Consider the following 21,693-nt stretch of genomic DNA (forward strand, 5'->3'; position numbering starts at 1 on the left):
TACGTGTGTCGTCCATCCAGGTACGCGTGTCGTCCGGCTGGATACGCGAGTTGTCCGTCCAGGTGCGTGTGTCGTCCGGCTGGGTACGCGAGTTGTCCGTCCAGGTACGCGAGCTGCCCGCCCGAGCACACGAACCCGCTGCCCGGGTGCGGGAGCCGCCCGTTCAAGTCGGCGAGTCGACCCGCTAATCACGTGTGTCGGCTCCCCAGTCACGCGAGTCGACCCGCTAATCACGTGTGTCGGCTCTCCAATTACGCGAGTCGACCCGCTGATCACACCGCGGGCGGGCGAGCCCAGCTGCCGGTGGTGTCAGCCGCCGGAACACCACAAATCGGCGCCATCCGGACTCAGCCGGGGGAGGGCGCATGACCGTCCCCAGCCAACGCCGCTCCTCCGACCTCCCCACCCGGATGCTTGTCCTGTGGTGCCCCGACTGGCCTGCCGTCGCGGCCGCGGCTGTCGGTGGTGTTGCCGTCACCCGGGCCGCCGCCGTTTTCAGTGCCAACCGGGTTGTCGCCTGCAATGCCGTTGCGCGGCGGGACGGCGTGCGGCGGGGGATGCGGCGGCGCGAGGCCCAGTCGCTGTGTCCGGAGCTGGCCGTCTTCGGAGCCGACGACGGTCGTGATGCGCGGTTGTTCGAGGCCGTCGCGCGAGCCGTCGAGGCGCTGGTTGTCGGGGTTGAGGTTGTGCGGCCGGGTCTCGTCGCCGTTCCGGTGGCCGGGGCCGCCTCCTACTTCGGTGGGGAACACGCTCTCGTCGAACGGCTTGTCGACGAGGTTTCGGCCGCCGCGGGGGTCGAGTGCCAGGTCGGTGTCGCCGAAGGGCTTTTCGCCGCGACGCTCGCTGCTCGGCGGGGTGAGTTCGTCGAGCCGGGGCGGGTTGCCGAGTTTCTCGCGCCGCTGCCCATCACCGAGCTTGACGACCGTGCGGAGCTGGTCGATCTGCTGCGACGCCTGGGGTTGCGCACCCTCGGCGCCTTCGCCGCGCTGCCGGAACGTGACGTCGTCAACCGGTTCGGTGCGGACGGGCTGCTCGCGCACCGGCTGGCGCGAGGACGCTCCGAGCGTCCGCCGCTGCGCCGCCGCCCGCCGCCGGAGCTGACGCTCACCGAGGAGTTCGACCCCGTCATCGAGCGGGTGGACGTCGCGACGTTCCTCGCCCAAGGCCTCGCCACGCGCTTCTGCGCCGGCCTCGCCGGCCACGGCCTGGCCTGCACCCGGCTCGGCATCTACGCCGTCACCGAGGACGGCGAACAGCTCGGCCGGGTCTGGCGGTGCGCGGAACCGCTGACGCCCGCCGGGGTCGCCGACCGCGTCCGCTGGCAGTTCGAGGGCTGGCTGCGGGCCGCGCCCGGCCGACGGCCGAAGTCCGGGGTGATGCGGCTGCGGCTGGAGCCGGAGGAGACCGTCGAAGGCCGGTCGCTGCAGCTCGAACTGGGCGGCGAAGGGAGCCTGGAGGAGGACAACGAACGCGCCGCGCGGGCGTTCGTGCGGGTCCAGGGCCTGCTCGGGCCCGAAGGCGTGCTCACCCCGCTGCTCGACGGCGGCCGCGACCCGGCCGCCCGGATCCGGCTGGTGCCGTGGGGCGACCCGCGCGAGGGTGTGACGCCGGCCGACGCCACCTGGCCGGGACGTCTGCCGGCGCCGTCGCCGGCGACGGTCCTCGACCGGCCGGTGCCCGCCCAGGTCTTCGACGCCGACGGCCGCGCCGTCGGGATCACCGCCCGCGAGTGGGTGACCGCGGCTCCGCGGCGGCTGAGTGTCGCCGGTGGGACGCAGCGGGACGTCGTGGGCTGGGCAGGTCCGTGGCCGCTCGCGGGCGACCGGCGGCGGCCGGGCCCGCAGCGCGCGCGGCTCCAGCTGCTGCTGGCGAGCGACGGCGGACCGGACGAGCCACCCGAAGCGGTGCTGGTGCGCTGCGCCGGCACCGAAAATCCTTTGTGGACGGTTGAGGGAGTGTACGACTGAGCATGGACGAGGACTACGCACGCCTGCTGCGCGACTGGTTGCTGGCCGACCCGGGGACACCGCGGCCCCGCCCGGAATCCGACGACGTGGTGATCCCGCTGCCCCGCCTGTCCGAGGAGAACCGCCGCCAGAACGCGACGAGAGGTCGAAGGGGCTTGGGGTGGCCGCGCGACCCGGAGAGCCGGACCGAGGTGGAGGGCCGGACGGCGGTCGATGGACCGGGGCAGCTCGCTGATCCGGAAGGCCGAACCGAGGTCGAAGATTGTGGCCCAGAACTGCGGGGTGATCCGAAGGGCCGGACTGCGGTCGACGGGCCGGACCGGCTCGGTGATCCGGAGGGCCGGATTGCGGTTGATGGGCCGGATCGGCTTGCTGATCCGGAAGGCCGGACCGAGGCCGAAGGTTGTGGCTCGGAGTTGCGGGGTGATTCGGAGGGCCGGGCTGCGGTTGGCGGGCTGGACTGGCTTGCTGATCCGGAAGGCCGGACCGAGGCCGAAGGTTGTGGCTCGGAGTTGCGGGGTGGTCCGGAGGGCCGGACTGCGGTTGGCGGGCCAGACCGGCTTGCTGATCCGGAGAGCCGGACCGAGGCCGAAGGTCGTGGCCCGGAGCTGCTGGGTGATCCGGAGGGCCGGATGGCGGCGGGCGGGCCGGGGCAGCTGGGTGATCCGGAGATCCAGCGCGAGGTCGAGAGCTGGAGCCCAGTACAGCCGCGGGAGGCGGAAAGCCGGAGTGCGGCCGAGGAGCGGAGTCGCTGGAACCATCCCTCCAACTGGCACCGGCGGAAAGCCGCACGTGCCGAGATCCGCGACCGCGTGGCCGAACCCGAAGAGCCGCGCTGGCCTCCGCACGACCCTGACGAACAGCCGACCCGGTGGAGCCCCCTCGACGAGCAGCGCCCGTGGCGGGAACTCGACGACGCCATCGAGCGAAGCCGCCGCCAAGCGCTTGAGGCCGCCAAGAACAACGAGGACCGGAGCCACTAGATGGGGTGGAACAACCCGCCCGTCCCGTGGAAGGACCTCGCCCAGCGGCTGAACGGGGACCTGCCGCCCGGGGATCACGGGGACAGTCCCGCCTGGGGCCGTCACCGCGAGGGCTACCGGCGGCCCGGTGACCTGCCCGGACGGGGCAGCGACGACGGCGGGGAGGCCGTCCGGGTGCCCTACGCCGAGCTGCACTGCCACTCCAACTTCAGCTTCCTCGACGGCGCCAGCCACCCCGAAGAACTCGTCGAGGAGGCCGCTCGGCTGAACCTCGACGCCATCGCCCTCACCGACCACGACGGCATGTACGGCGTCGTGCGCTTTGCCGAAGCCGCACGGGAACTCGGCGTGAACACCGTCTTCGGCACCGAGCTCAGCTTCGGGCTGAGCAACCCGCAGAACGGCGTCGCCGACCCCGAAGGCGAGCATCTCCTGCTGCTGGCGCGCGGCGACCAGGGCTACCGGGCCCTCTGCCGCGCCATCACCGCCGGGCAGCTGTCCGGCTTCGACAACCAGAGTCCCAAGGCCGAAAAGGGACGGCCCGTCTACGACCTCGGCGCGGTCGCCGAGGAGGTCGCCGGGCAGTGCGTGGTGCTGACGGGCTGCCGCAAGGGCGCGGTGCGCTCGGCCCTCGTCACGCACGGCGCGGCGGCCGCCGCGGAAAGCCTCAAGAACCTCGTCGAGAGATTCGGGCACGACAACGTCTACGTCGAGCTGACCGACCACCGCCAGCCGCTCGACAGCACGCACAACGACCTCCTGGCCGAGCTGGCGAAGGAGTTCGGGCTGCCGACCGTCGCCACCACCGCCGCGCACTACGCCCGGCCCGAGCGGGCCCGGCTGGCCGACGCGCTCGCCGCGATCCGGGCCCGGCGGGGGATCGACGAGCTCGAGGGCTGGCTGCCCGCGGACGGCGCCGCGTTCCTCCGCTCGGGCGCCGAAATGGACGTCATGTTCCGGCGCTACCCCGGTGCGGTGCGGCGCTCGGCGTTGCTGGGCATCGAATGCGCGTTCCCGCTCAAGCTGATCGCGCCGAAGCTGCCGCCCTTCGACGTCCCCGAGGGCCACACCGAGACGACCTACCTGCGCGAACTCACCGAACAGGGCGCGAAAGAACGCTTCGACGGCAAGGACCACGAAGCAAGAGCGAGAAAACAGATCGAGCACGAGCTGGCCATCATCGAAGACCTCGGCTTCCCCGGGTACTTCCTGATCGTCTGGGACATCGTGCGGTTCTGCAACGAGAACAAGATCCTCTGCCAGGGCCGCGGTTCGGCCGCGAACTCGGCCGTCTGTTACGCCCTGGGCATCACCAAGGTCGACTCCGTCGCCCACGAGCTGCTCTTCGAACGCTTCCTCGCCCCGGACCGCGACGGCTACCCGGACATCGACCTCGACATCGAGTCCGACCGGCGCGAGGAGGCCATCCAGTACGTCTTCGAGAAGCACGGCCGCCTGAGAACCGCGCAGGTCGCGAACGTGATCACCTACCGCGCGCGCTCCGCGGTCCGGGACGCCGCGCGGGCGCTGGGGTACTCACCCGGGCAGCAGGACGCCTGGAGCAAGCAGATCGACCGCTGGGGATCGTTGCGCACCACGGAAAAGGACCACGACCACGACATCCCGGAGGAGGTCGTGCAGCTCGCGTTCGCGCTCGAGGACTTCCCGCGCCACCTCGGCATCCACTCCGGCGGGATGGTCATGTGCCAGGAGCCGGTGAGCCAGGTCGTGCCGGTCGAGTGGGCACGGATGGCGAACCGCAGCGTGATCCAGTGGGAGAAGGAGGACTGCGCCGCCGCCGGCCTCGTCAAGTTCGACCTGCTCGGCCTGGGCATGCTCTCGGCGCTGCACTACATGCTCGACCTCGTCGAGGACTACAAGGGCGAAAAGATCGATCTCGCCGAGCTCGACCTCACCGACCAGAAGATCTACGAGATGCTGGGCCGCGCCGACGCGATCGGCGTCTTCCAGGTGGAGAGCCGCGCGCAGCTCGCGACGCTGCCGCGGCTGAAACCCGACGAGTTCTACGACCTCGCCGTCGAGGTGGCGCTGATCCGGCCCGGCCCGATCCAGGGCGGCTCGGTGCACCCGTACATCCGCCGCAAGCAGAAGAAGGAGACCTGGACCTACGACCACCCGCTGCTGGAAAAGGCGCTGCGCAAGACCAAGGGCGTGCCGCTGTTCCAGGAGCAGATGATGCAGATCGCGCTGGACGTCGCGAACTTCACCGCGGCGGAGGCCGACCAGCTGCGGCACGCGATGGGGTCGAAGCGGTCGGAGAAGAAGATGGACCGGCTGCGGCAGCGGTTCCTCGAAGGCGCTGCAGTGAACGGCGTCGAGGAAGAGCTCGCGAAGAAGATCTTCTTGAAGCTCAAGGCGTTCGCGAACTTCGGCTTCCCCGAGAGCCACGCGCTGAGCTTCGCGCACCTGGTGTTCTCCAGCGCCTACTTCAAGCTCTACCACCCGGACGCGTTCCTGGCCGGCCTGCTGCGCGCGCAGCCGATGGGCTTCTACTCACCGCAGTCGCTGGTCGCCGACGCGCGCCGCCACGGTGTCACCGTGCACGGCCCGGACATCAACCGCAGCTTGCCGCACGCGACGCTCGAAGCGTTGCCGGACAAGGGAAAGCTGCACGCCGTGCGCACCGGGCTGAGCACCGTCCGGCTGATCGGCGAGGAGCTGGCGACGAAGATCGTCGACGAACGGGCGAAGGGCGACTTCACCGACATGGCCGACGTCGCCCGCCGCGTCCGGCTGACCACACCCCAGATCGAGGCGCTGGCCACGGCGGGGGCGTTCGAGAGTTTCGGCGGCGACCGCCGTCAGGCACTGTGGACCGCGGGCGCGGTCGCCGGTGAACGCGCGGAGAAACTCCCGGGCCTGATCAGCGCGCAGGCGCCGGTGCTGCCCGGGATGGACGGCCTCGACCTCGCGGCGGCGGACGTCTGGGCGACGGGCGTGTCCCCGGGCAGCTACCCGACGGAGTTCATCCGCGAGCGCCTCGACGCGCTCGGTGTCGTGCCGGCCGACCGCCTGGCCGACCACGACGACGGCGCGCGTGTGCTGATCGGCGGCGCGGTCACCCACCGGCAACGGCCGGCGACGGCGGGCGGGATCACCTTCCTCAACATCGAGGACGAAACGGGGATGGTCAACGTGATCTGCACGCTCGGCCTGTGGCAGCGCTACCACCGCGTCGCGCGCAGCAGCCCGGCGTTGCTGATCCGGGGCGTGGTCGAGAAGGCGGACGGCGTGGTCAGCGTCCTCGCCGACCGCGTCGAGGCGCTGCCGATGCGGATCAAGGCGAAGTCACGCGACTTCCAGTGACTCAGGGGCGGCGGACGATCGTGACGATCTCCGGGCTCGCCTCGGTCACCGGCGTGCGGTCCCAGTAGCCGTACTGCTCGTCGACGACCAGGCCGGCTTCTTCAACGAAGGCGGAAAGCGAGGGCACGTCGAGGAAACGCAGCGTGGACTCGCTGTGCTGCGGCGCGTCCCAGTCCGGGCTCTCGAAGGTCGTTTTGAAGGTGACAAGGCCGTCTTCGAACGGCCCGGCGTCGTTCCACGAACGCACCGTGCCCACTTGCCACACGTGATCCGGCGTCCAGCGTTCCCAGGCGCGACGCGCGGGGTTGCGCGTGTCGAACCCGAAGCGGCCGCCGGGCTTCAGCGCGCGCCGGATCGCCGCGAACGTCGTCCGCAGCTCGTCGTCGGTCAGCAGCACTTGGAAAGCGTGCCCGGTCATCACCGCGAAGTCGAACTCGCAGTCCCAGCGCGCGGTCGACAAATCGCCGAGCACCCATTCGACGTCGTCACGACGGCGGGCCTGCGCGAGCATCCCGGGAGCCGGGTCGAGCCCGACCAAGCGTCCGGTGTGGCCGGACTCGCGTGCCCAGTGCAGCAGCGATCCGGTGCCGCAGCCGACGTCCAGCACCGACTCCGCGGCCATGATCATCGGCAGGTAGAACTCGAAGTCGCCGGAGCTCTCCCGCGGGTTGAGGGCGTCGTACAGCGCGGCGAGGCCGGCGTCGTCAAAGGCGTGATCAGGCACATCGCCAACGTAGTGACCGCCACGGAAGAACTCATCCCGTTTTCGGTGCCAGGCCGAGCAGCTCCGGACGCGCGGCCAGCTCACGCCAGTACGAGCCGGGGTCGGCGACCAGCCGCCGCCGGTCCAGGTCCAGCAGCCCCGAGACGCTCTCGACCTCGGCGACGAGCGTGCCGTCGGAGGTGCGGAACTCCTGCGTCACCCGCGACGTCTTCCCCGTGCCCCAGTGGAACTCGCAGCCGACCTCGACCGCACCACCGCGGAGTTCACGGCGGAACCGCACGGACGTCTCGAGGTTGACCGGCCCGATCCGGCGCGCGGTCAGCTCGGCCGGGTCGATCCCGGCGGCCTGGACGCACGACCAGCGCGCGTGGTCGGCGTAGGCGAGGTAGGCCGGGCCGCGGACGTGGCCGTTGACGTCGAGGTCGTCAGCGCGCACCGCGATCGTCACGCGAAAGGTCATGCCCCGGATCTTCGCGGCGCGCGGCGGGCGGCGTCTGGAACTTTTCGGCCACGCGGACGAGCGCGGCGGGGGAGGAGCCGGACAGCCGGCGGCAGTCGCGCCCGAGGTGCGACTGGTCGGCGTACCCGAGGTCCGCGGCGACGGCCGCCAGTGACGTCCGCCCGGCAGCCAAGGGCTCCAACCGCCGCAGGAACCGCTGGAACCGCCGGATCCGGTGCACCTGCTTCGGCCCGGCGCCGACCGCGTGCGCCAGGTTTCGCCGCAACGCGCGGTCGCTGACACCCAGCTCGCCCGCGACGTCGGCCGTCCGCGTCCCGGGCCCGCCCAGCGCGTGGACCGCGGCCAGCACCCGCCGGTCGGGAGCCGCGCCGCGCGCGGCGACCAGTCCTTCGAGGACTTCCCGCTGCACCAAGGGATCCTCGGTGGCGGCCAGGACGTCCGAAGCGCGTCGGGCGGTGGCGCCCCACAGGTCGCTCAGCCGGGTCGCGCCCGCGGGCAGCTCCGCCATCGGCGTCCCGAGCACCGCACTCGCCGCGCCACACCGGAGCCGCACGCCGACGCGGGACGCCGAGGCCGGCACCCACAGCCGCAGCGACGCGCCGGCCGTGACGACCACCGTGAGCGCGTCGCCGTCCCAGACCAGGTCCGCGCAGCCGTCCGGGAGCACACGCAGCGGCCGCGCCCAGCCGGTGCGCCCGTGCCAGCCGCAGGCAACCACGTCCGCCAGCGCGGGCGGCGGCGCGAACTCGCGGTAGCTCGACCGCGTGCGCGAGGTGACCGCCAGCGGCCGCAGCGGAACTCCCATGACGCCAGTATGCAGCGGTCAGGATCCGTCCTAATTCGCCTTTAGCGTTGCCCGCACGGACAACAGAGGAGGAACCATGGTCAACCCCGTTCCCGACGGCTACACGACGGTCACCCCGTGGATCATCGGCCACGACACCGCCGGGCTGCTCGACTTCCTGAAGCGCGCCTTCGACGCCGAGGAGCTGGGCCGGGTCGTCGGCGCGGACGGGAAGATCGGGCACGCCGAGGTCCGCGTCGGCGACGCGGTCGTGATGGCCTTCGACTCCCCGGACGGCTGGGCCGGCACCCCGGCGTACCTGCGGCTTTACGTGCCGGACAGCGAAGAGACGCAGCGGCGGGCGATCGAGGCGGGCGCGATCGAGGTGACGCGGCAGACGGAGCTGTTCTTCGGCGACCGCGTCGGGCGGGTGCGCGACCCGTTCGGCAACCTCTGGTGGATCCAGACCCGGCTGGAGAACCTGGACGAAGCGGAGATGATGCGCCGCGCCCAGCTGCCCGAGTACGTCGCGGCGATGAACTACGTCCAGGGCGCGGACCTGGTCAACCGCCGTCCATAGTGGACGGTTGCGGCGTCGCCACGGCGGTGTGACACCCTGGGGCCGTGCTGGAAACCGGTGAGGACTACCGCGAAGCGGGGTTGTCCGGCCAGTGGTGGGAAAAGCGCCGGTTCACCGGCTGCGACTTCACCGGGGCGGACCTGAGCGGGCTGCAGACCCGCGGCTGCACGTTCGACGACTGCGACTTCAGCCGCGCCGACCTGTCGCGCTCGCGGCACGAGGCGTCGGCGTTCCGCTCGTGCACGTTCGACCGGACGGTGCTCGTCGACAGCCGCTGGTCGTCGTGCTCGCTGCTGGGTTCGTCGTTCGGCGACAGCGGTTTCGGCGGGATCGCGCTCACCGAGTGCGACCTCTCGCTGGCGTCGCTCGCGAAGGCGCGGCTACGCCGGCTCGGGCTGTCCGGGCTGCGGCTGCGCGAAGCCAACCTGACCGAGGCCGACCTGACCGGCGCGGACCTGCGGGGCAGCGACCTGACGGGCGCCCGCCTGCAGGCCGCGAAGCTCGACGGCGCGGACCTGCGCGGCGCGCGGCTCGACGCGAACGCCCTGGTGCAGGCCGACCTCCGGGGCGCGCAGATCGACATGGAGACCGCGATCGCCTTCGCCGCCGCGCACGGCCTGATCGTCCGCTAGACAAAGAAAACCGGCGGCGAGCACACAGCTCGCCGCCGGTTTTCACAGTCTCAGTCGATCGGCGGTTCACCCGGGTCGAGCTCGAGCAGGGCGCCGTCGGCGACCAGTTCCTCGATCGACGCCGGGAGCAGGTACGCCGACCCGCCGCCGGGCTGGTTGAACCACGGGATCGCGACGCCGGCGAGCGTCTCCAGCGGCCGCTGCACGCGGTACACGTGGTACGGCCGGTTGATCCACTCCGGCACCAGCGACCGCTCCGCGAACGGCGTGCCCGCGGCGTACGTCAGGTTGCCGTTCGGGCCGCCGAAGCGGTCCAGCTCGCTGCCCGCGGGCAGCTCGCGCAGCTCCTTGCCGCGGAACAGCGTCAGCGGCGGCTCACCGGACATCGGCCCGATCGGCCACTGCTGGTTGCCGCCACCACCGCCGCCGTTGACGGCCGGGCGGGCCGGCTCCGGACGCTGCGGCGACGTCCCCGGCGGGATCATCGGGGCGCCCTGGGGCACCGGGGCCAGGACCGTCGGCGCGGCCTGCGGCGGCTCACGTCGCGGCGGTGCCGGAGCCGCGGGCGGCGGTCCGGCCTGCTGCTGCGCGAGCTGCTGGGCCACCGGCGGCGGCCCGGCGGGCACCGGCGCGGGTGCGGGCGGGCCGGACGGCCGGGGCGGGGTCGGCGGCTCGTCGTCTTCGAGGTCCCCGAACAGCTCGTCGGCGCTGGTGAACGCCGTCTGCTCCTGCGGGGGCACCGGCTCGGGCTTGCGGACCGGGTAGGAGCCGGTCGCGATCTCCGGCGACAGCGTCGCGACGACCCGCTGCGGCGCCGGTTCCGGTTCGGGCTCGGGTTCCGGTTCCGGTTCGGGCTCCGGCGCGGGCGGCTCCTCGGCGGGCACGTGGCCCTCCGGGTGGAGCAGCAGCTTGCCGAGCATGAACGCGGCCGCGTCCTCGGCGTCGCCGAAGACCGCGGGGTTGCTGAGCTTGCCGTCGTACCAGCCGACGCGCCAGCCGTCCTCGACCTGCTCGACGCTCCAGCCGTGCTCGGCGGGTTCGCCCAGCTTGTAGCCGCTTTCCGGGACGTCGAGCTCGTCCAGCTTGGTCTGCAGCCCGGCCAGCACGGGGTGGTCGGGGGTCTCGCGGCGCAGCGCCCGGCGGCCGGATCGCGGGGCCGCCTGCGGGGCAGGCTCGGCCTGCGCGGCCGGCGGCTCCGGCACCGGCAGCACGCCGGGCACCTCGGGCTGGGTGATCATGGTCGGCGGGCCCGGGTCGAACGCGGCGGCGTGCGCCGGCTCGTCCTCCTGGTCCGGCTGGAACGCCGCGTGCGACGGCTCGTCGTCGTGCTGCGGACCGGCGGGCTGGAACACGGTCCGCCCGGCGGGGTCCTGGGTGGGCTCGAAGGCGGCGTGGGCTGGTTCCTCGTCCGGCTGGAACGCGGCGTCGTCCTCGTGCCGGCCCTGCGGGAAGGCGGCGTGCGACGGCTCGTCGTCCTGCTCCGGCTGACCGCCGTCGAACGCCACGCCGTCGTGCGGCGGCTGGAAGGCCCCGCGGCCCGGCTCGTCCCCGATCGGCTGATCGGGCACGTACTCCGCGGTCTCGTCGAGGTCCGGCACCCGGCCGGGTTCCGGTGCGGTGCCGTTCGATCCGGCCTGCTCGTAGTGGCCGTCTTCGGGGTACTGGTCGTCCTCGGCGAAGCGGTCCTCGAACTCCTGGTCGTCGTAGCCGTCCTCGGCGTACTCCTGCTGCCCGTCGTGCGCCTCGTCCTCGTAGTGCTCCTCGGCCGGGGCCTCGGGCTCGGCCCCGTGCGTCAGCAACGGCGGCTCGACCTGCGCCGGCGGCTCCTGCTGCTGCGGCGGCGCGGCGGACGGTGCCGCCGCTGCGGCGGCGGCCATCGCGGCCGGCGGCGGGCCCGCGGGGGCCGGCGGCGGTGCCTGCTGCTGCGGCATCTGCTGCTGCGGCGGCGGGCCCGGCGGGGGTCCCTGCGGCGGCGGCCCGGCCGGGCGCTGCTGCGGCGGCTGCTGGTTGCCCCGGGTCAGGTACGCCCCGGCGGCCTGCAGCGTCGGCTCGTCGACCGGCGGCAGCTTGAAGCCGACCGCGCGGACGTGCTCGACCAGGTCCGGCTCCGGCGAGACGCCGTACTTGTCGAGGTAGAAGTTGACGGCGGCGGGCCAGATCCACTGGCCGTCGCTGTGGAACGCGACCGGGACGGTGGCCTCGGGAGCCTGCGCCAGCCGGTCGATGTCGTAACCGCGTTCGGTGACGACCAGCGGCGCGCGGTTCAGGTACTCCAGCAGGCGGTCCTGCTCGTCGACCTCGAGCTCCGGCCGGTTGATCACCGGACGGCCCGCCGGGCCGATCGTGTCGAAGATCCGGGCGATCCGGAAGTGCGGGCCGGGCTGCTCCGGGCCGAGCCCGGACATCCGCCGGATCAGCCACTCGGGCACGTTCTCCTCCGTGCGGGGGAACATGCGCAGTTCGTCCGAATAGGCCTGTGGGGGCGGCGCGAGGTTCCACACGGGTTCGTCGCGGTTGTACTCGAGGTTGTAGCTGGACGGGTGGTCCAGCTGGTACCGCGCGTTGAACCAGGTGCCTCGGCCGTCGCGGTACATGCCACCGCGCAACCGCCCGAAGAGGGTCGCGATGTCGTGGGTGGCGAGCCATTCGTGCACCGTGCCGTCTTCGGTGACGATCTCGCCGGTCAGCTCGTGGTACCTCCCGACGGCTCGGTACTCCGCGCTGACCTTGCGCCAGTCGCGGGGGGCGGCGCGCAGCAAAGCCAGCCCGATCTGCTTGACCAGGGTGTCCTGCTCCGTCGCGTTCAACTGCGTCGTCGGTTGTGCCACGGGGACATTTTGACTGTTCGCGCGCGCGAGTGCACCCCGCATGTGGGTTTTGCCGCTCCGCCGCCCGGCGGCACACGGTCTGACCTCGGGAGATGCGACGTGCCATAGATCACAGCTTGATCGCGGGCAAGATCACCGGGGACCGCTCGGGAGTAGCGATCACTCTACGCGTTGCGACCGCGTACGCCTGGAAGCGACGCGCGGGGGCCCCTTTGCCAGAATGGACCCCGTGACGGCGAAGATTCTCGACGGCAAGGCCACCAAGAACGCCATTTTCGCGGAGCTCGAGCCGCGCGTCGCGGCGCTGGCCGCGAAGGGGGTGACGCCGGGCCTGGGCACTGTCCTGGTTGGAGACGACCCGGGCTCGCACTCGTACGTGCGGATGAAGCACGCGGACAGCGGGAAGATCGGGATCAACTCGATCCGCCGCGACCTGCCGGCCGACATCACCCAGGAGAAGCTCGAAGCCGTCATCGACGACCTCAACGCCGACCCGGCCTGTCACGGCTACCTCGTCCAGCTGCCGCTGCCGAAGCACCTCGACGCGAACCGCGTGCTGGAGCGCGTCAACCCGGACAAGGACGCCGACGGCCTCGCGCCGGTCAGCCTCGGCCGGCTCGTGCTGGGCGAGCCCGGCGCGCTGCCGTGCACGCCGTACGGGATCGTCGAGCTGCTCAAGCGCCACGGCGTCGAGCTGAACGGCGCGCGCGTCACCGTCGTCGGCCGCGGCATCACCGTCGGCCGCACGCTGGGCCTGCTGCTGACCCGCCGCAGCGAGAACGCCACCGTCACCTTGTGCCACACGGGCACCCGCGACCTCGCCGCCGAAGTCCGCCGCGCGGACATCGTGGTCGCCGCGGCCGGGGTGCCGGGGATCATCACGCCGGACATGGTCGCCCCGGGCGCCGCGGTGCTCGACGTCGGTGTGTCCCACGTGGACGGCAAGCTCACCGGCGATGTTCACCCGGACGTGGCGGAGGTGGCGGGCTGGATCTCGCCGAACCCCGGCGGTGTCGGCCCGATGACCCGGGCGATGCTGGTGAGCAACGTCGTCGAAGCGGCGGAGCGCTCGATCCGCGGCGTTCAAGGCGCTCAGGGCTGATGACGATGACCGAAGACCGGCGGGACCAGCGGGACCGCCGGCCACGGCAGGCGAGGTTCACCCAGCTGCCGTTCGCGGCGGTCCTGGTGGTGGCGGCGGTCGCCGCCCTGCGGATCTTCCAGTACCACTGGCGCGAGGGCGCGGCGCTGATCGGCGCCGCGCTCCTCGTCGCCGCGGTGCTGCGGGCGGTGCTGTCGACGGAGAGGGCCGGGCTGCTGGCGATCCGCGGCAAGGTCGTCGACATCATCACCTACGTGGGCCTGGCCGCCTTGATCCTCTTCGTGGCCCTGACGATCACCGGCGGCCCGTTCAGCTCGTCCTAGTCCGCTTAGGACGCCATCGCGAGTTCGCGTTCGCGTTCGTGGCGCTCGGCCTTGGCTTCGCGACGGTCCAAAGTGCCCGACACGATCGCCAGCGACAGTCCGAAGACGGCCAGGAGCGCGCCGACCCAGTTGGGGGCGAGCAGGCCGAGGCCGCCGGCGATGACCAGGCCGCCCAGGTAGGCGCCGATCGAATTGGCGATGTTGAACGCCGACTGCACCGCCGCCGAGACCAGCGACGGGGTGCCGCCGGCCTTCTCCATGATCCGCGCCTGCATCATCGGGCCGATCATGAAGCCCGCGACGCCGACGAAGAAGATCGTGATCGCGGCGCCGACCTTGCCCTGCGCGGTGATGGTGAACACGCCCAGCACGCACGCCAGCGCGAGCAGCGCCGCGTACAGGCCCGGCATCAGGGCCTTGTCGGCCAGCCGGCCGCCGAGCAGGTTGCCGATCGTCATGCCGACGCCGGCCAGGGACAGCAGCAGCGTGACGTTCGAGGGCGAGTAGCCGGCGACGTCGGTCAGCATCGGGGTGATGTAGCTCAGGCAGGCGAACACGCCGCCCAGCCCGAACGTGACGATCGCCAGCGCCAGGTGCACCTGCGGCCGCTTGAACGCGCCGAGTTCGGTGCGCAGCGACGCTTCGGCGGGCTTGCCCTGGTGCGGCACCAGCTTCGCGATGGCGGCCGCGGCGACCAGCCCGATCACGGCGACGACGCCGAAGGTGGCGCGCCAGCCGACCTGCTGGCCGAGCAGCGTGCCCAGCGGCACGCCGATGACGTTCGCCAGGGTCAGGCCGAGGAACATCATCGACACGGCCTTGGCGCGCTGGCCGGGGCCGACGAGGCCGGACGCGACGACCGCGCCGGCGCCGAAGAACGCGCCGTGGGGCAGCCCGGCGAGGAACCGGAACGCGACGCCGAACTCCTGGTTCGGAGAGAGCGCGAAGAGGGCGTTCCCCAGCGTGAACAGGCCCATCATGGCCAGCAGCATGGTCTTGCGCGGCAGCCGGACGGCGGCTGCCGTGAGCAGCGGGGCGCCGACGACTACGCCGAGGGCGTATCCGGAGATGAGGTAGCCGGCGGTCGGGATGTCGACGCCGAAGTCGGCGGCCGTCTGGGGCAGCACGCCCATCATGACGAACTCGGTGGTCCCGATGCCGAAGGCTCCGATGGCGAGCGCGAGCAGCGCGACGGGCACGGCACTCCTTTCAGGGTCAGAATCTCAGTGAGAAATCGATTACTTGGCCGGTCCGGAGTTGATTTCTGGATCGGTTCAGTGTGTGGTCAAAAAGGAAGACAGCCATCCGGCCCCAGCGCCGTGAGCTGCCCTGCCCACAGTCCAACCGACGGAGGGGGTCGTTGTCATCCCGATATCGGGTGACGATCCACACCCGCGGCGCGTGGGTCAGCGAGGCGCCGCGAGAACGCCGTCCAGCAGGCCCGGGAACAGGGCGTCAAGATCCTTGCGGCGCAACGAGTTGAACCGGGTGGTGCCCTCCTGGCGGCCCGCGACGACGCCGGCCTGCCGCAGGATGCCCAGGTGGTGGGTGATTGTGGACTTGGTCACCGAGACGGTCAGCGCGCCGCACGAGAGCTCGCGATCCGACGCTGCCAGCTGCCGGACGATCGCCAGGCGGACGGGGTCGGCGAGGGCGCGGAGCACGCCCTCGACGGTGATCTCGTCCCGCTCCGGGTGGACGAGCGGCAGCAGGGTGACGGACTTGGCCATGGGTCCATAGTACGACGCCGGTCGAAATTGTCGCCCCTCCGTAGTACGGTAGCCATCGAACTACGACGTTCGTCGAACCAATCACCCGCTCGTTTTGGGGGCAACACCCATGTCCGCACCCTCGTCCTCGAGGATCTCGGTACTCGCCTTCGGCGCGTTCGGCGTCGGGACCAGCGGTTACATCGTCGCCGGGCTGCTGCCCGCGCTGACCGGTGAGCTGCACGTCTCGGCCACCGCCGCGGCGCAGCTCGTGACCGCCTTCGCCATCGCGTACGCGATCGGCTCGCCGCTGTTCGCCGCCGTCACCGGCACCTGGGAACGCCGCACGCTGCTGGTCGCCGCGCTCGTCGTCACCGCGGCCGGCAACCTGTTCGCCGCGCTCGCGCCCGGCTACGGCACGCTCCTGGTCGCCCGGGTGGTGACCGCGATCGGTGCCGCGGTGTTCACCCCGGCGGCGAGCGCCGTCGCGGCCCAGCTGACCAGCCCCGAACGCCGGGGCCGCGCGATCGCGCTGGTGTTCGGCGGCCTGACCGTCGCGCTCATCTTCGGCGTGCCGCTGGGCAGCCTCATCTCGCAGCACCTCGGCTACCGGACGGCGTTCGCGCTGGTCGCGGTGTTCTCCCTGGCGAGTGCGCTGGCCGTGCGGCTGGCGCTGCCGCCGGTCGCCGCGCCGCCGCGGGTCAGCCTGGCCGAGCGGTTCGCCGCCGGCCGCGACCCGCGCGTGCTCGTCATGCTGGCCGTGACGGTCCTCGGGTGCCTCGCCGCGTTCATGGTCTACACGTTCGTGTCCCCGCTGCTGGCCGCGACCGCGGGTGTCCACGGCACGGCGGTCACGGTGCTGCTCTTCTGCTACGGCGTCGGCGGGGCGGTCGGCAACTTCGCCGGTGGCCGGGCGGCCGACCGCTGGGGTTCACGCGCGCCGCTGCTCGTCGTGACGGCCGGGATCACCGTCGTGCTGGCGCTGCTGCCGATCGCGACGACGACGCCGATCGCGGCCGGCGTCACGCTGTTCGTGTGGGGCGTGGCGACGTGGTCGTTCAGCCCGCCGGTGCAGCACCGCCTGATCGAGCTGGCCCCGGGCCACGCGGGCCTGGTGCTCTCGCTCAACGCGTCGGCGATCTACCTGGGCGTCGGCCTGTCGGGCGTCGTCGGCGGCGCGGTCCTCGACTCCGCGGGCCCGCTGGTGCTGCCGGAGGTCGCGGCGGCGCTGACACTCGTGGCGCTGCTGCTGGTGAGTATGGCCTGGGGCCGGGTCCGGGAACGCCGTGAAGAGGTCGCCGTCGGCTAGAATCGGGGCATGGTCGACAACATCGGAGGCGCCGCGCCTCGGCGCCGGTGAGCCCCTCGGTCCGGGTCCGCACGCCACACGAGCTGCGAGCCGCCCGGCGGAACAAGTCGCATCCCTGCTGGGGCCACCTGGTGGCCGCCCCGCTCTGGCCGCTGCACGGCGTCAACCTCGGCACGCTGCTGCGCACCTGTGACGCGGTCGGCGCGTGCCTCGCCGTGCCGCGGTTCCCGTGGGTGCCGGAGGCGCTGCGGCGCGGGAACACGTTGCGGCGCCCGGCATGCGTGCACTGGGTGCACGATCCGCCGGGCTGGCTGAACCGCGAACGGGCGGCGGGCACGCGGGTGGTCGGCGTCGAGCTGGCCGAGGAGGCCGTCCGGCTGGCCGACCTGCCGGCCGCCCGCGGCCGCACCATCGCGGTGCTGGGCCACGAGCAGACGGGCATCCCGCCGGAGGCGCTGGACCTGCTCGACACCGTCGTCGAGATCCCGATGGTCGGCATGGGCGCGAGCCTGAACGTCGCGGTGGCGGGCAGTCTCGTGCTGTACAAACTCGCCGGCCTGCTGTGAAAGGGTTGGTGCGTGGCGGTTCGCGAGGCAGTAGCGGAGAACGCGTCCTGGTGCGCCCTGGTCTGCGGCGGCGGACGGTTCGGCCCGCGGGCCTGGACGAGCCGCCGTCGCACGCCCGATTACTACCCGGACGCGGTGACGCTCGACCCGCGCGCCACGGCCGCGGACGTCCTGCCGCTCGTCGACGATTCGCCGGGCTGCTCGATCAAGGACAGCTTCGCGACCCTCGACCTCTCCGTCGAGGGCTTCGCGGTGCTGTTCGACGCGACGTGGATCGCTTGCGGGCCAGGCGTTCCCGAGCCGGGCTGGCAACGCCACACCGAGCACGGCTTCCCGGTCGACGACTCGGTCGTGGTGCTGGCCCGCGGTGACGACGTCGTCGTCGCGCACCGCGGCTCCGGCGTCACCGGCCTGTCGAACTTCGCGGCAGCGGCGCCGGCCCAGCGGTGGCCGGGCGCGGTCGCGGCGGTGGCGTCGGCGTTCCCCGGCGCTCCGGTGGTCGGCTACGAGCACGGTGACGCGTTGCGAGCCGCCCTCGGCCACGGCGCCGAGCCGCTCGGCCCGTTGCGCGTGTGGGTGCGTTAGCCGGCGGCGGCCGCCGCTTTGGCGGCCTTCTTGAACGCGCGGACCTGGGCGAGCGTCTCGGCGTTGGTGACGTCCGCGATGGACCGGCGGGAACCGCGGTCGCCGTACGCACCGGCCGCCTCGCGCCAGCCCTTCGGCGCGACGCCGCGCTGCTTGCCGAGGAGCGCGAGGAAGATCTTCGCCTTCTGCTCGCCGAAACCGGGCAGCGCCCGCAGCCGCTTGAGGACTTCGGCGGCGTCGGGCTTCGGGCGTCCGGCGGTCCAGATCCCGTCTGCGTGGCCGTCGTAGGTCTCGATGATGTGCTGGGCGAGGGCGTGCACGCGGCGCGCCATGGAACCGCCGTAGCGGTGGATGGCGGGCGGTACGACGCACATCTCGACGAACGTTTCGACGTCGGTCGCGGCGATCTTGGCGATGTCGAAGCCGTCCATCCGGTCGGCGATCTTCCGCGGGCCCGCGAACGCGTGCTCCATGGGGTACTGCTGGTCCAGGAGCATGCCGACGAGCAGGGCGAACGGATCGTCGTTGAGCAGCTTGTCGGCCGCGGGGTCGCCGGTGAGGTGGAGTTCGCGCAGCATGCCGACATCTTGACACAGGAGCTGTCTTCGAACGTGCTCGATCGTGGCCGGTCAGCGGGTTTTCGAGTACCGGGCGGGTGTGGTGCCGAGGTAGCGCTTGAAGTGGCGCGTCAGGTGCGCCTGGTCGGTGAAGCCGGCGGCCGCGGCGACGTCGGCGGCGGGCGCGCCGTCGAGCAGCAGCCGCCGCGCCCGGTCGACGCGGCGGCCGGTGAGGTAGCGGTGCGGCGGCAGCCCGAACCGTGCGCCGAAGCAGCGCACGAGGTACGCGGGGTGCGCTCCGAGCGCGTCCGCGGCTTCGGCGAGGGTCATCGCTTCGGGCAGCTTCGCGTCGAGCAAGTCGCGAAGCTCGTCGGCGAGCCCGCGTTTCGGTTCGTGAGCCGTGGGTTGCCCGAGGTGGACGCGCAGCCGGTCGGCGACCAGCGCGAGCCGGCTTTCGGCCTCGAACGCGTCGCCGGGTTCGGCCAGCGACTCGTGCAGCTGGTGGATCCGGGTGCGCAGCAGGCCGTCGGCGAGGCTCGGGCGGTCGACGGCCGCGCCGATCAGGTCCTCGCCCAGCACCGGTGCCTCCAGGTACAGCACGCGCTTGCGGAAGCCGTGGCTGGTCGCGGCCCGCCCGTCGTGCGCGACGTTGGGCGGCAGCAGTGTCACCGCCGGGCCGAGCGCGCCGTGGTGGTGGCGGTCCAGGTCGTAGCGGATGACGCCGTCGTCGACGATCAGCAGCGTCCACGTGTCGTGCGTGTGCAGCGGGTAGGCGTGCGTGATGAACCGCGCGTGGAAGACCTCGGCGATCCCCGGGACCGCCGGCCGCCAAGCCGAGACGCGCGCCTCCATGTCAAGAACGTACAAGACGCAGGCGTCGGCGGCGGGCGACGCTTTTCGCATGAGTTCCTTCGACACGAAGATCGCCGTCCTGCTGCGTGACGACCTGGCGTCCTGGCAGCGGCTCAACGTCACCGCGTTCCTGGTCAGCGGCATCGCGCACGTCAAGCCCGAGCTGATGGGCGAGCCCTACGAAGACGCCGACGGCACGGCCTACCTGCCGATGTTCGGCCAGCCGGTGCTGGTCTTCTCCGGCACGGCGGACGTCCTCACCGCGGCGCACGGCCGTGCCCTCGGCCGCGGCCTGCGCATCTCGATCTTCACCGACGAGCTGTTCCACACGGGCAACGACGTCGACAACCGGGCGGCGGTCCGCGCGGTGCCGGGGGAGAAGCTGGCGCTGGCGGGCCTCGCGCTGCACGGCCCGAAGAACGCCGTGGACAAGATCCTCAAGGGCGCGTCGCTGCACCGGTGACCGGGACGCCGGAAACGGTTGCACGGCCCGGCGAAAAGTGGCGAACCGCGCAAACCCGGCGCGCGGCTCGCGACCGGTGCCATCATCGCCGTCAGTGCCGCGGGAGGCGGCCCTGACTGGGGAGGTTGTCCTTGAAAACCATGCTGCGCACCGGTGTGCTCGCCGCGTCCACGCTGGCGCTGGGTCTCGCTTTCGTGCCGGTGGCTTCGGCGGATCCGGTCCAGACGGTCGCCTACACCTCGGCAGACGGCGCTTGGCCGCTACAGGGCTCCGCGAGCTACCGCGGACCCGGTGACGAGATCCGGGTCTGGGTGAACGACGACGTCCTGAAGATCGACGTCCAGTCCGGCTTCCACGACCTGCGGGTCGAGCTGAGCGCGCCGGCGGGCGAGACGCTGCACCCGGGCGCCTACCCGGGCGCTCGATTCCGCTTGTCGTCGGAGCCGGCCACCGCGACCCCGGGCTTCCTCACGGTGACCGGCAACTTCGGCTGCGGCGACGACTACGCCGACTTCACGATCGACCGCCTCGACCAGTCGGCCGACGGCACGGTCGCGGCTCTCGACGCGACGTTCGTCCAGCACTGCGGCACACCGGACGGCCCGGCCACCCACGGCGAGGTCCACTTCACGGCCTGAGGCGCTCCAACGGCGGAAGCGCCCCGGTCGTCAGCCAGGTGACCCAGTCGGCCGGGGCGAACACGCAGTTCCCGCACCACACGCGGCTCGCGGTCCCGGCGGCGAGCAGCCGGACGGCCTGCCACAGGTCGTCGTCCGCGTCGTGGCGGTCGAGGGTCACGCGGTCCCCGGCTGTCCGGCAGAAGACGCCGGTGCGGGACGTCGCCAGCCGGTCCCGGCGCTGGAGGAACCAGCCGTCGGGATCGGCGGGTGTGTTCGCCTCGCCGCTGTAGATCCGCCAGGTCACCGTGGGGCCGAGGGCCTCTTGCCACCGCACGGGATCCAGCGGGTCGGTGAGCCGCACGGTGCAAGCGTTTGCGGACGGCTTCGGGAGTACCGGCCGCCGGTCGGTCCGCAGCAGCTTCGTCTCGAAGACGGGTGCCGTCACGCGGATCCGCAGGGGCGCGACGAACTCGACCGTGACCAGCCCGTCTTCTTCCCGGCACCAGGGTTCTTCCAGCGAGTGGTCCGCGACCGGCGGTCCGGCCATCTCCAGCTCGCCCTGGTCGGCACTCAGCTCGAAGACCTCGACGACGCTGACCTCGCCCGGCGTCAACCGGTAGTCGGTGTACGCCTCCAGCCGCAGGCTGATCCGGCCCCCGTCAGAAGCGACGTCGGTGAGGTGGCCGTCGGCGAACCGCGCCAGCCAGTCCTCGATCTTCACGGAGCCGTCGCGTGCACCACGAACACACTCCGCGACCCGACCGCGAACGTCTTCGCCGAGACGTCCACGAATCCCGCCGCCAACGCCCCGGCCCCGGCTTCGTCCGTGGGGAACGTGAGGTCCTTCGGCACCAGTTCCGCGAACGGCCCGGACGGCCGGAACCGCAGCCCCGACACCACCGAGAACGCCAGCCGCCCGCCCGGGCGCAGCACGCGGAGCCAGTCGGCGAACGCCACCGCGCCCAGGAAGTGCAGCGAGGACGCGCACAGCACTACGTCGGCCGAGCGGTCTTCGGCCGGCATCGGCACCGCCGGCCCGACCTGCCACGTGATCACGCCCGACGGGTCCAGCGAAGCCGCCTTCGACTCGGCCCGGGCGACCATCGCCGGGGACAGGTCCACGGCGAGCACCCGCGACGGCTTCAGCCGCAACGCCTCGTACGCCGCGAAGCCCGTGCCGCACGCGACGTCGAGGACCAGCTCGGGCCCCTCCGGCAGGGGCGCGACCAGCGCCTCCGCCACCGAGGCGTGGAAGGGGTCTTCGTCGTAGCGCTCGGCTGTGCCGTCGAAGACGGCGGCCCTGGTGTCGTGGTCCACGACCT

22 protein-coding genes are annotated in these 21,693 nt (G+C 72.3%); 12 read left to right on the forward strand and 10 right to left on the reverse strand.

Translation table 11 applies throughout. The features are described 5' to 3' along the window. Nucleotides 1-410 precede the first annotated feature (410 nt). The 3 genes from ACGFMK_RS18460 to ACGFMK_RS18470 are packed head-to-tail and all read left to right on the forward strand — an operon-like array spanning nt 411 to nt 6,277. Nucleotides 411-1,967 (forward strand): DNA polymerase Y family protein, encoded by a 1,557-nt coding sequence (locus ACGFMK_RS18460; RefSeq protein ID WP_392764548.1) that lies wholly within the window; start codon nt 411-413, stop codon nt 1,965-1,967. 2 nt (nt 1,968-1,969) lie between these two features. Next, nucleotides 1,970-2,950, forward strand: coding sequence for a hypothetical protein (locus tag ACGFMK_RS18465; RefSeq protein WP_392764252.1), 981 nt, complete (start codon nt 1,970-1,972; stop codon nt 2,948-2,950). Next, nucleotides 2,951-6,277, forward strand: a complete 3,327-nt coding sequence (locus ACGFMK_RS18470) for an error-prone DNA polymerase (RefSeq protein WP_392764255.1) — start codon at nt 2,951-2,953, stop codon at nt 6,275-6,277. A 1-nt stretch (nt 6,278) separates the two neighbouring features. On the opposite strand, the gene ACGFMK_RS18475 is transcribed toward ACGFMK_RS18470, so the two are convergent. Genes ACGFMK_RS18475 through ACGFMK_RS18485 form a run of 3 tightly spaced genes read right to left on the reverse strand, consistent with a single transcriptional unit; the run spans nt 6,279 to nt 8,266 of the window. Further along, nucleotides 6,279-7,001 (reverse strand): class I SAM-dependent methyltransferase, encoded by a 723-nt coding sequence (locus ACGFMK_RS18475; RefSeq protein WP_392764258.1) that lies wholly within the window; start codon nt 6,999-7,001, stop codon nt 6,279-6,281. A gap of 31 nt (nt 7,002-7,032) precedes the next feature. Next, complete coding sequence (locus ACGFMK_RS18480) at nt 7,033-7,461, reverse strand: acyl-CoA thioesterase (protein ID WP_392764261.1); 429 nt, start codon at nt 7,459-7,461, stop codon at nt 7,033-7,035. Then, a complete protein-coding gene (locus ACGFMK_RS18485; RefSeq protein WP_392764264.1) occupies nt 7,427-8,266 on the reverse strand; it encodes a helix-turn-helix domain-containing protein in 840 nt (279 codons plus the stop codon). Before ACGFMK_RS18485 ends, ACGFMK_RS18480 begins: the two co-directional genes overlap by 35 nt. A gap of 76 nt (nt 8,267-8,342) precedes the next feature. Between ACGFMK_RS18485 and ACGFMK_RS18490 the strand changes: the two genes are divergently transcribed. Continuing rightward, the gene (locus tag ACGFMK_RS18490) at nt 8,343-8,825 is read left to right on the forward strand and encodes a VOC family protein (RefSeq protein WP_392764267.1); all 483 of its coding nucleotides are present in this window, start codon (nt 8,343-8,345) and stop codon (nt 8,823-8,825) included. Between the two features lie 44 nt (nt 8,826-8,869). Beyond that, nucleotides 8,870-9,457, forward strand: coding sequence for a pentapeptide repeat-containing protein (locus ACGFMK_RS18495; protein WP_392764269.1), 588 nt, complete (start codon nt 8,870-8,872; stop codon nt 9,455-9,457). 50 nt (nt 9,458-9,507) lie between these two features. Here ACGFMK_RS18495 and ACGFMK_RS18500 read toward each other — a convergent pair whose 3' ends face one another. After that, entirely contained in the window at nt 9,508-12,327 is a 2,820-nt protein-coding gene (locus ACGFMK_RS18500; RefSeq protein ID WP_392764273.1) for a glycohydrolase toxin TNT-related protein, read from the reverse strand. Between the two features lie 187 nt (nt 12,328-12,514). Here ACGFMK_RS18500 and ACGFMK_RS18505 point away from each other — a divergent pair, with 187 nt between their 5' ends. Beyond that, a complete protein-coding gene (locus ACGFMK_RS18505) occupies nt 12,515-13,387 on the forward strand; it encodes a bifunctional methylenetetrahydrofolate dehydrogenase/methenyltetrahydrofolate cyclohydrolase (protein WP_392764274.1) in 873 nt (290 codons plus the stop codon). Further along, entirely contained in the window at nt 13,387-13,710 is a 324-nt protein-coding gene (locus ACGFMK_RS18510; protein WP_392764277.1) for a DUF3017 domain-containing protein, read from the forward strand. Before ACGFMK_RS18505 ends, ACGFMK_RS18510 begins: the two co-directional genes overlap by 1 nt. Nucleotides 13,711-13,715: 5 nt before the next feature. Here the strand turns inward: ACGFMK_RS18510 and ACGFMK_RS18515 are convergent, their stop codons facing one another. Both ACGFMK_RS18515 and ACGFMK_RS18520 read right to left on the reverse strand, forming a co-directional pair. After that, nucleotides 13,716-14,909 carry an MFS transporter gene (locus ACGFMK_RS18515; RefSeq protein WP_392764280.1) on the reverse strand — a complete coding sequence of 398 codons (1,194 nt, stop codon included), beginning with the start codon at nt 14,907-14,909 and terminating at the stop codon, nt 13,716-13,718. A 207-nt stretch (nt 14,910-15,116) separates the two neighbouring features. Continuing rightward, nucleotides 15,117-15,440 carry an ArsR/SmtB family transcription factor gene (locus ACGFMK_RS18520; RefSeq protein ID WP_392764283.1) on the reverse strand — a complete coding sequence of 108 codons (324 nt, stop codon included), beginning with the start codon at nt 15,438-15,440 and terminating at the stop codon, nt 15,117-15,119. Between the two features lie 109 nt (nt 15,441-15,549). On the opposite strand from ACGFMK_RS18520, the gene ACGFMK_RS18525 reads away from it, so the two are divergent. Genes ACGFMK_RS18525 through ACGFMK_RS18535 form a run of 3 tightly spaced genes read left to right on the forward strand, consistent with a single transcriptional unit; the run spans nt 15,550 to nt 17,879 of the window. Further along, nucleotides 15,550-16,728, forward strand: a complete 1,179-nt coding sequence (locus tag ACGFMK_RS18525) for an MFS transporter (RefSeq protein ID WP_392764286.1) — start codon at nt 15,550-15,552, stop codon at nt 16,726-16,728. A 47-nt stretch (nt 16,729-16,775) separates the two neighbouring features. Further along, the gene (locus ACGFMK_RS18530) at nt 16,776-17,294 is read left to right on the forward strand and encodes a TrmH family RNA methyltransferase (RefSeq protein WP_392764289.1); all 519 of its coding nucleotides are present in this window, start codon (nt 16,776-16,778) and stop codon (nt 17,292-17,294) included. Nucleotides 17,295-17,306: 12 nt separating this feature from the next. Beyond that, nucleotides 17,307-17,879, forward strand: coding sequence for a hypothetical protein (locus ACGFMK_RS18535; RefSeq protein WP_392764291.1), 573 nt, complete (start codon nt 17,307-17,309; stop codon nt 17,877-17,879). Here ACGFMK_RS18535 and ACGFMK_RS18540 read toward each other — a convergent pair. Together ACGFMK_RS18540 and ACGFMK_RS18545 are read right to left on the reverse strand one after the other, a co-directional pair. Further along, nucleotides 17,876-18,457 (reverse strand): HhH-GPD-type base excision DNA repair protein, encoded by a 582-nt coding sequence (locus ACGFMK_RS18540; protein ID WP_392764294.1) that lies wholly within the window; start codon nt 18,455-18,457, stop codon nt 17,876-17,878. The genes ACGFMK_RS18535 and ACGFMK_RS18540 overlap by 4 nt on opposite strands. A gap of 51 nt (nt 18,458-18,508) precedes the next feature. Continuing rightward, nucleotides 18,509-19,288, reverse strand: a complete 780-nt coding sequence (locus ACGFMK_RS18545; RefSeq protein ID WP_392764297.1) for a helix-turn-helix domain-containing protein — start codon at nt 19,286-19,288, stop codon at nt 18,509-18,511. 49 nt (nt 19,289-19,337) lie between these two features. On the opposite strand from ACGFMK_RS18545, the gene ACGFMK_RS18550 reads away from it, so the two are divergent. Together ACGFMK_RS18550 and ACGFMK_RS18555 are read left to right on the forward strand one after the other, a co-directional pair. Then, nucleotides 19,338-19,751 carry a DUF2000 family protein gene (locus tag ACGFMK_RS18550; protein WP_392764299.1) on the forward strand — a complete coding sequence of 138 codons (414 nt, stop codon included), beginning with the start codon at nt 19,338-19,340 and terminating at the stop codon, nt 19,749-19,751. 140 nt (nt 19,752-19,891) lie between these two features. After that, entirely contained in the window at nt 19,892-20,389 is a 498-nt protein-coding gene (locus tag ACGFMK_RS18555) for a hypothetical protein (RefSeq protein ID WP_392764549.1), read from the forward strand. Here the strand turns inward: ACGFMK_RS18555 and ACGFMK_RS18560 are convergent. Further along, entirely contained in the window at nt 20,379-21,092 is a 714-nt protein-coding gene (locus tag ACGFMK_RS18560; RefSeq protein ID WP_392764302.1) for a hypothetical protein, read from the reverse strand. The genes ACGFMK_RS18555 and ACGFMK_RS18560 overlap by 11 nt on opposite strands. After that, nucleotides 21,089-21,688, reverse strand: a complete 600-nt coding sequence (locus tag ACGFMK_RS18565; RefSeq protein WP_392764303.1) for a class I SAM-dependent methyltransferase — start codon at nt 21,686-21,688, stop codon at nt 21,089-21,091. Before ACGFMK_RS18565 ends, ACGFMK_RS18560 begins: the two co-directional genes overlap by 4 nt. Between the last annotated feature and the right edge of the window lie 5 nt (nt 21,689-21,693).

The sequence above is a fragment of the Amycolatopsis sp. NPDC049252 genome (genome assembly GCF_043197175.1).
Taxonomy (GTDB): Bacteria; Actinomycetota; Actinomycetes; order Mycobacteriales; family Pseudonocardiaceae; genus Amycolatopsis.

Coding starts and splice junctions, on each gene's coding strand:
- ACGFMK_RS18460 (WP_392764548.1), top strand. CDS start 411: ATGCTTGTCCTGTGGTGCCCCGACTGGCCTGCCGTCGCGGCCGCGGCT.
- ACGFMK_RS18465 (WP_392764252.1), top strand. CDS start 1,970: ATGGACGAGGACTACGCACGCCTGCTGCGCGACTGGTTGCTGGCCGAC.
- ACGFMK_RS18470 (WP_392764255.1), top strand. CDS start 2,951: ATGGGGTGGAACAACCCGCCCGTCCCGTGGAAGGACCTCGCCCAGCGG.
- ACGFMK_RS18480 (WP_392764261.1), bottom strand. CDS start 7,461: ATGACCTTTCGCGTGACGATCGCGGTGCGCGCTGACGACCTCGACGTC.
- ACGFMK_RS18485 (WP_392764264.1), bottom strand. CDS start 8,266: ATGGGAGTTCCGCTGCGGCCGCTGGCGGTCACCTCGCGCACGCGGTCG.
- ACGFMK_RS18490 (WP_392764267.1), top strand. CDS start 8,343: ATGGTCAACCCCGTTCCCGACGGCTACACGACGGTCACCCCGTGGATC.
- ACGFMK_RS18500 (WP_392764273.1), bottom strand. CDS start 12,327: ATGCGGGGTGCACTCGCGCGCGCGAACAGTCAAAATGTCCCCGTGGCA.
- ACGFMK_RS18510 (WP_392764277.1), top strand. CDS start 13,387: ATGACGATGACCGAAGACCGGCGGGACCAGCGGGACCGCCGGCCACGG.
- ACGFMK_RS18520 (WP_392764283.1), bottom strand. CDS start 15,440: ATGGCCAAGTCCGTCACCCTGCTGCCGCTCGTCCACCCGGAGCGGGAC.
- ACGFMK_RS18525 (WP_392764286.1), top strand. CDS start 15,550: ATGTCCGCACCCTCGTCCTCGAGGATCTCGGTACTCGCCTTCGGCGCG.
- ACGFMK_RS18540 (WP_392764294.1), bottom strand. CDS start 18,457: ATGCTGCGCGAACTCCACCTCACCGGCGACCCCGCGGCCGACAAGCTG.
- ACGFMK_RS18545 (WP_392764297.1), bottom strand. CDS start 19,288: ATGGAGGCGCGCGTCTCGGCTTGGCGGCCGGCGGTCCCGGGGATCGCC.
- ACGFMK_RS18550 (WP_392764299.1), top strand. CDS start 19,338: ATGAGTTCCTTCGACACGAAGATCGCCGTCCTGCTGCGTGACGACCTG.
- ACGFMK_RS18555 (WP_392764549.1), top strand. CDS start 19,892: ATGCTGCGCACCGGTGTGCTCGCCGCGTCCACGCTGGCGCTGGGTCTC.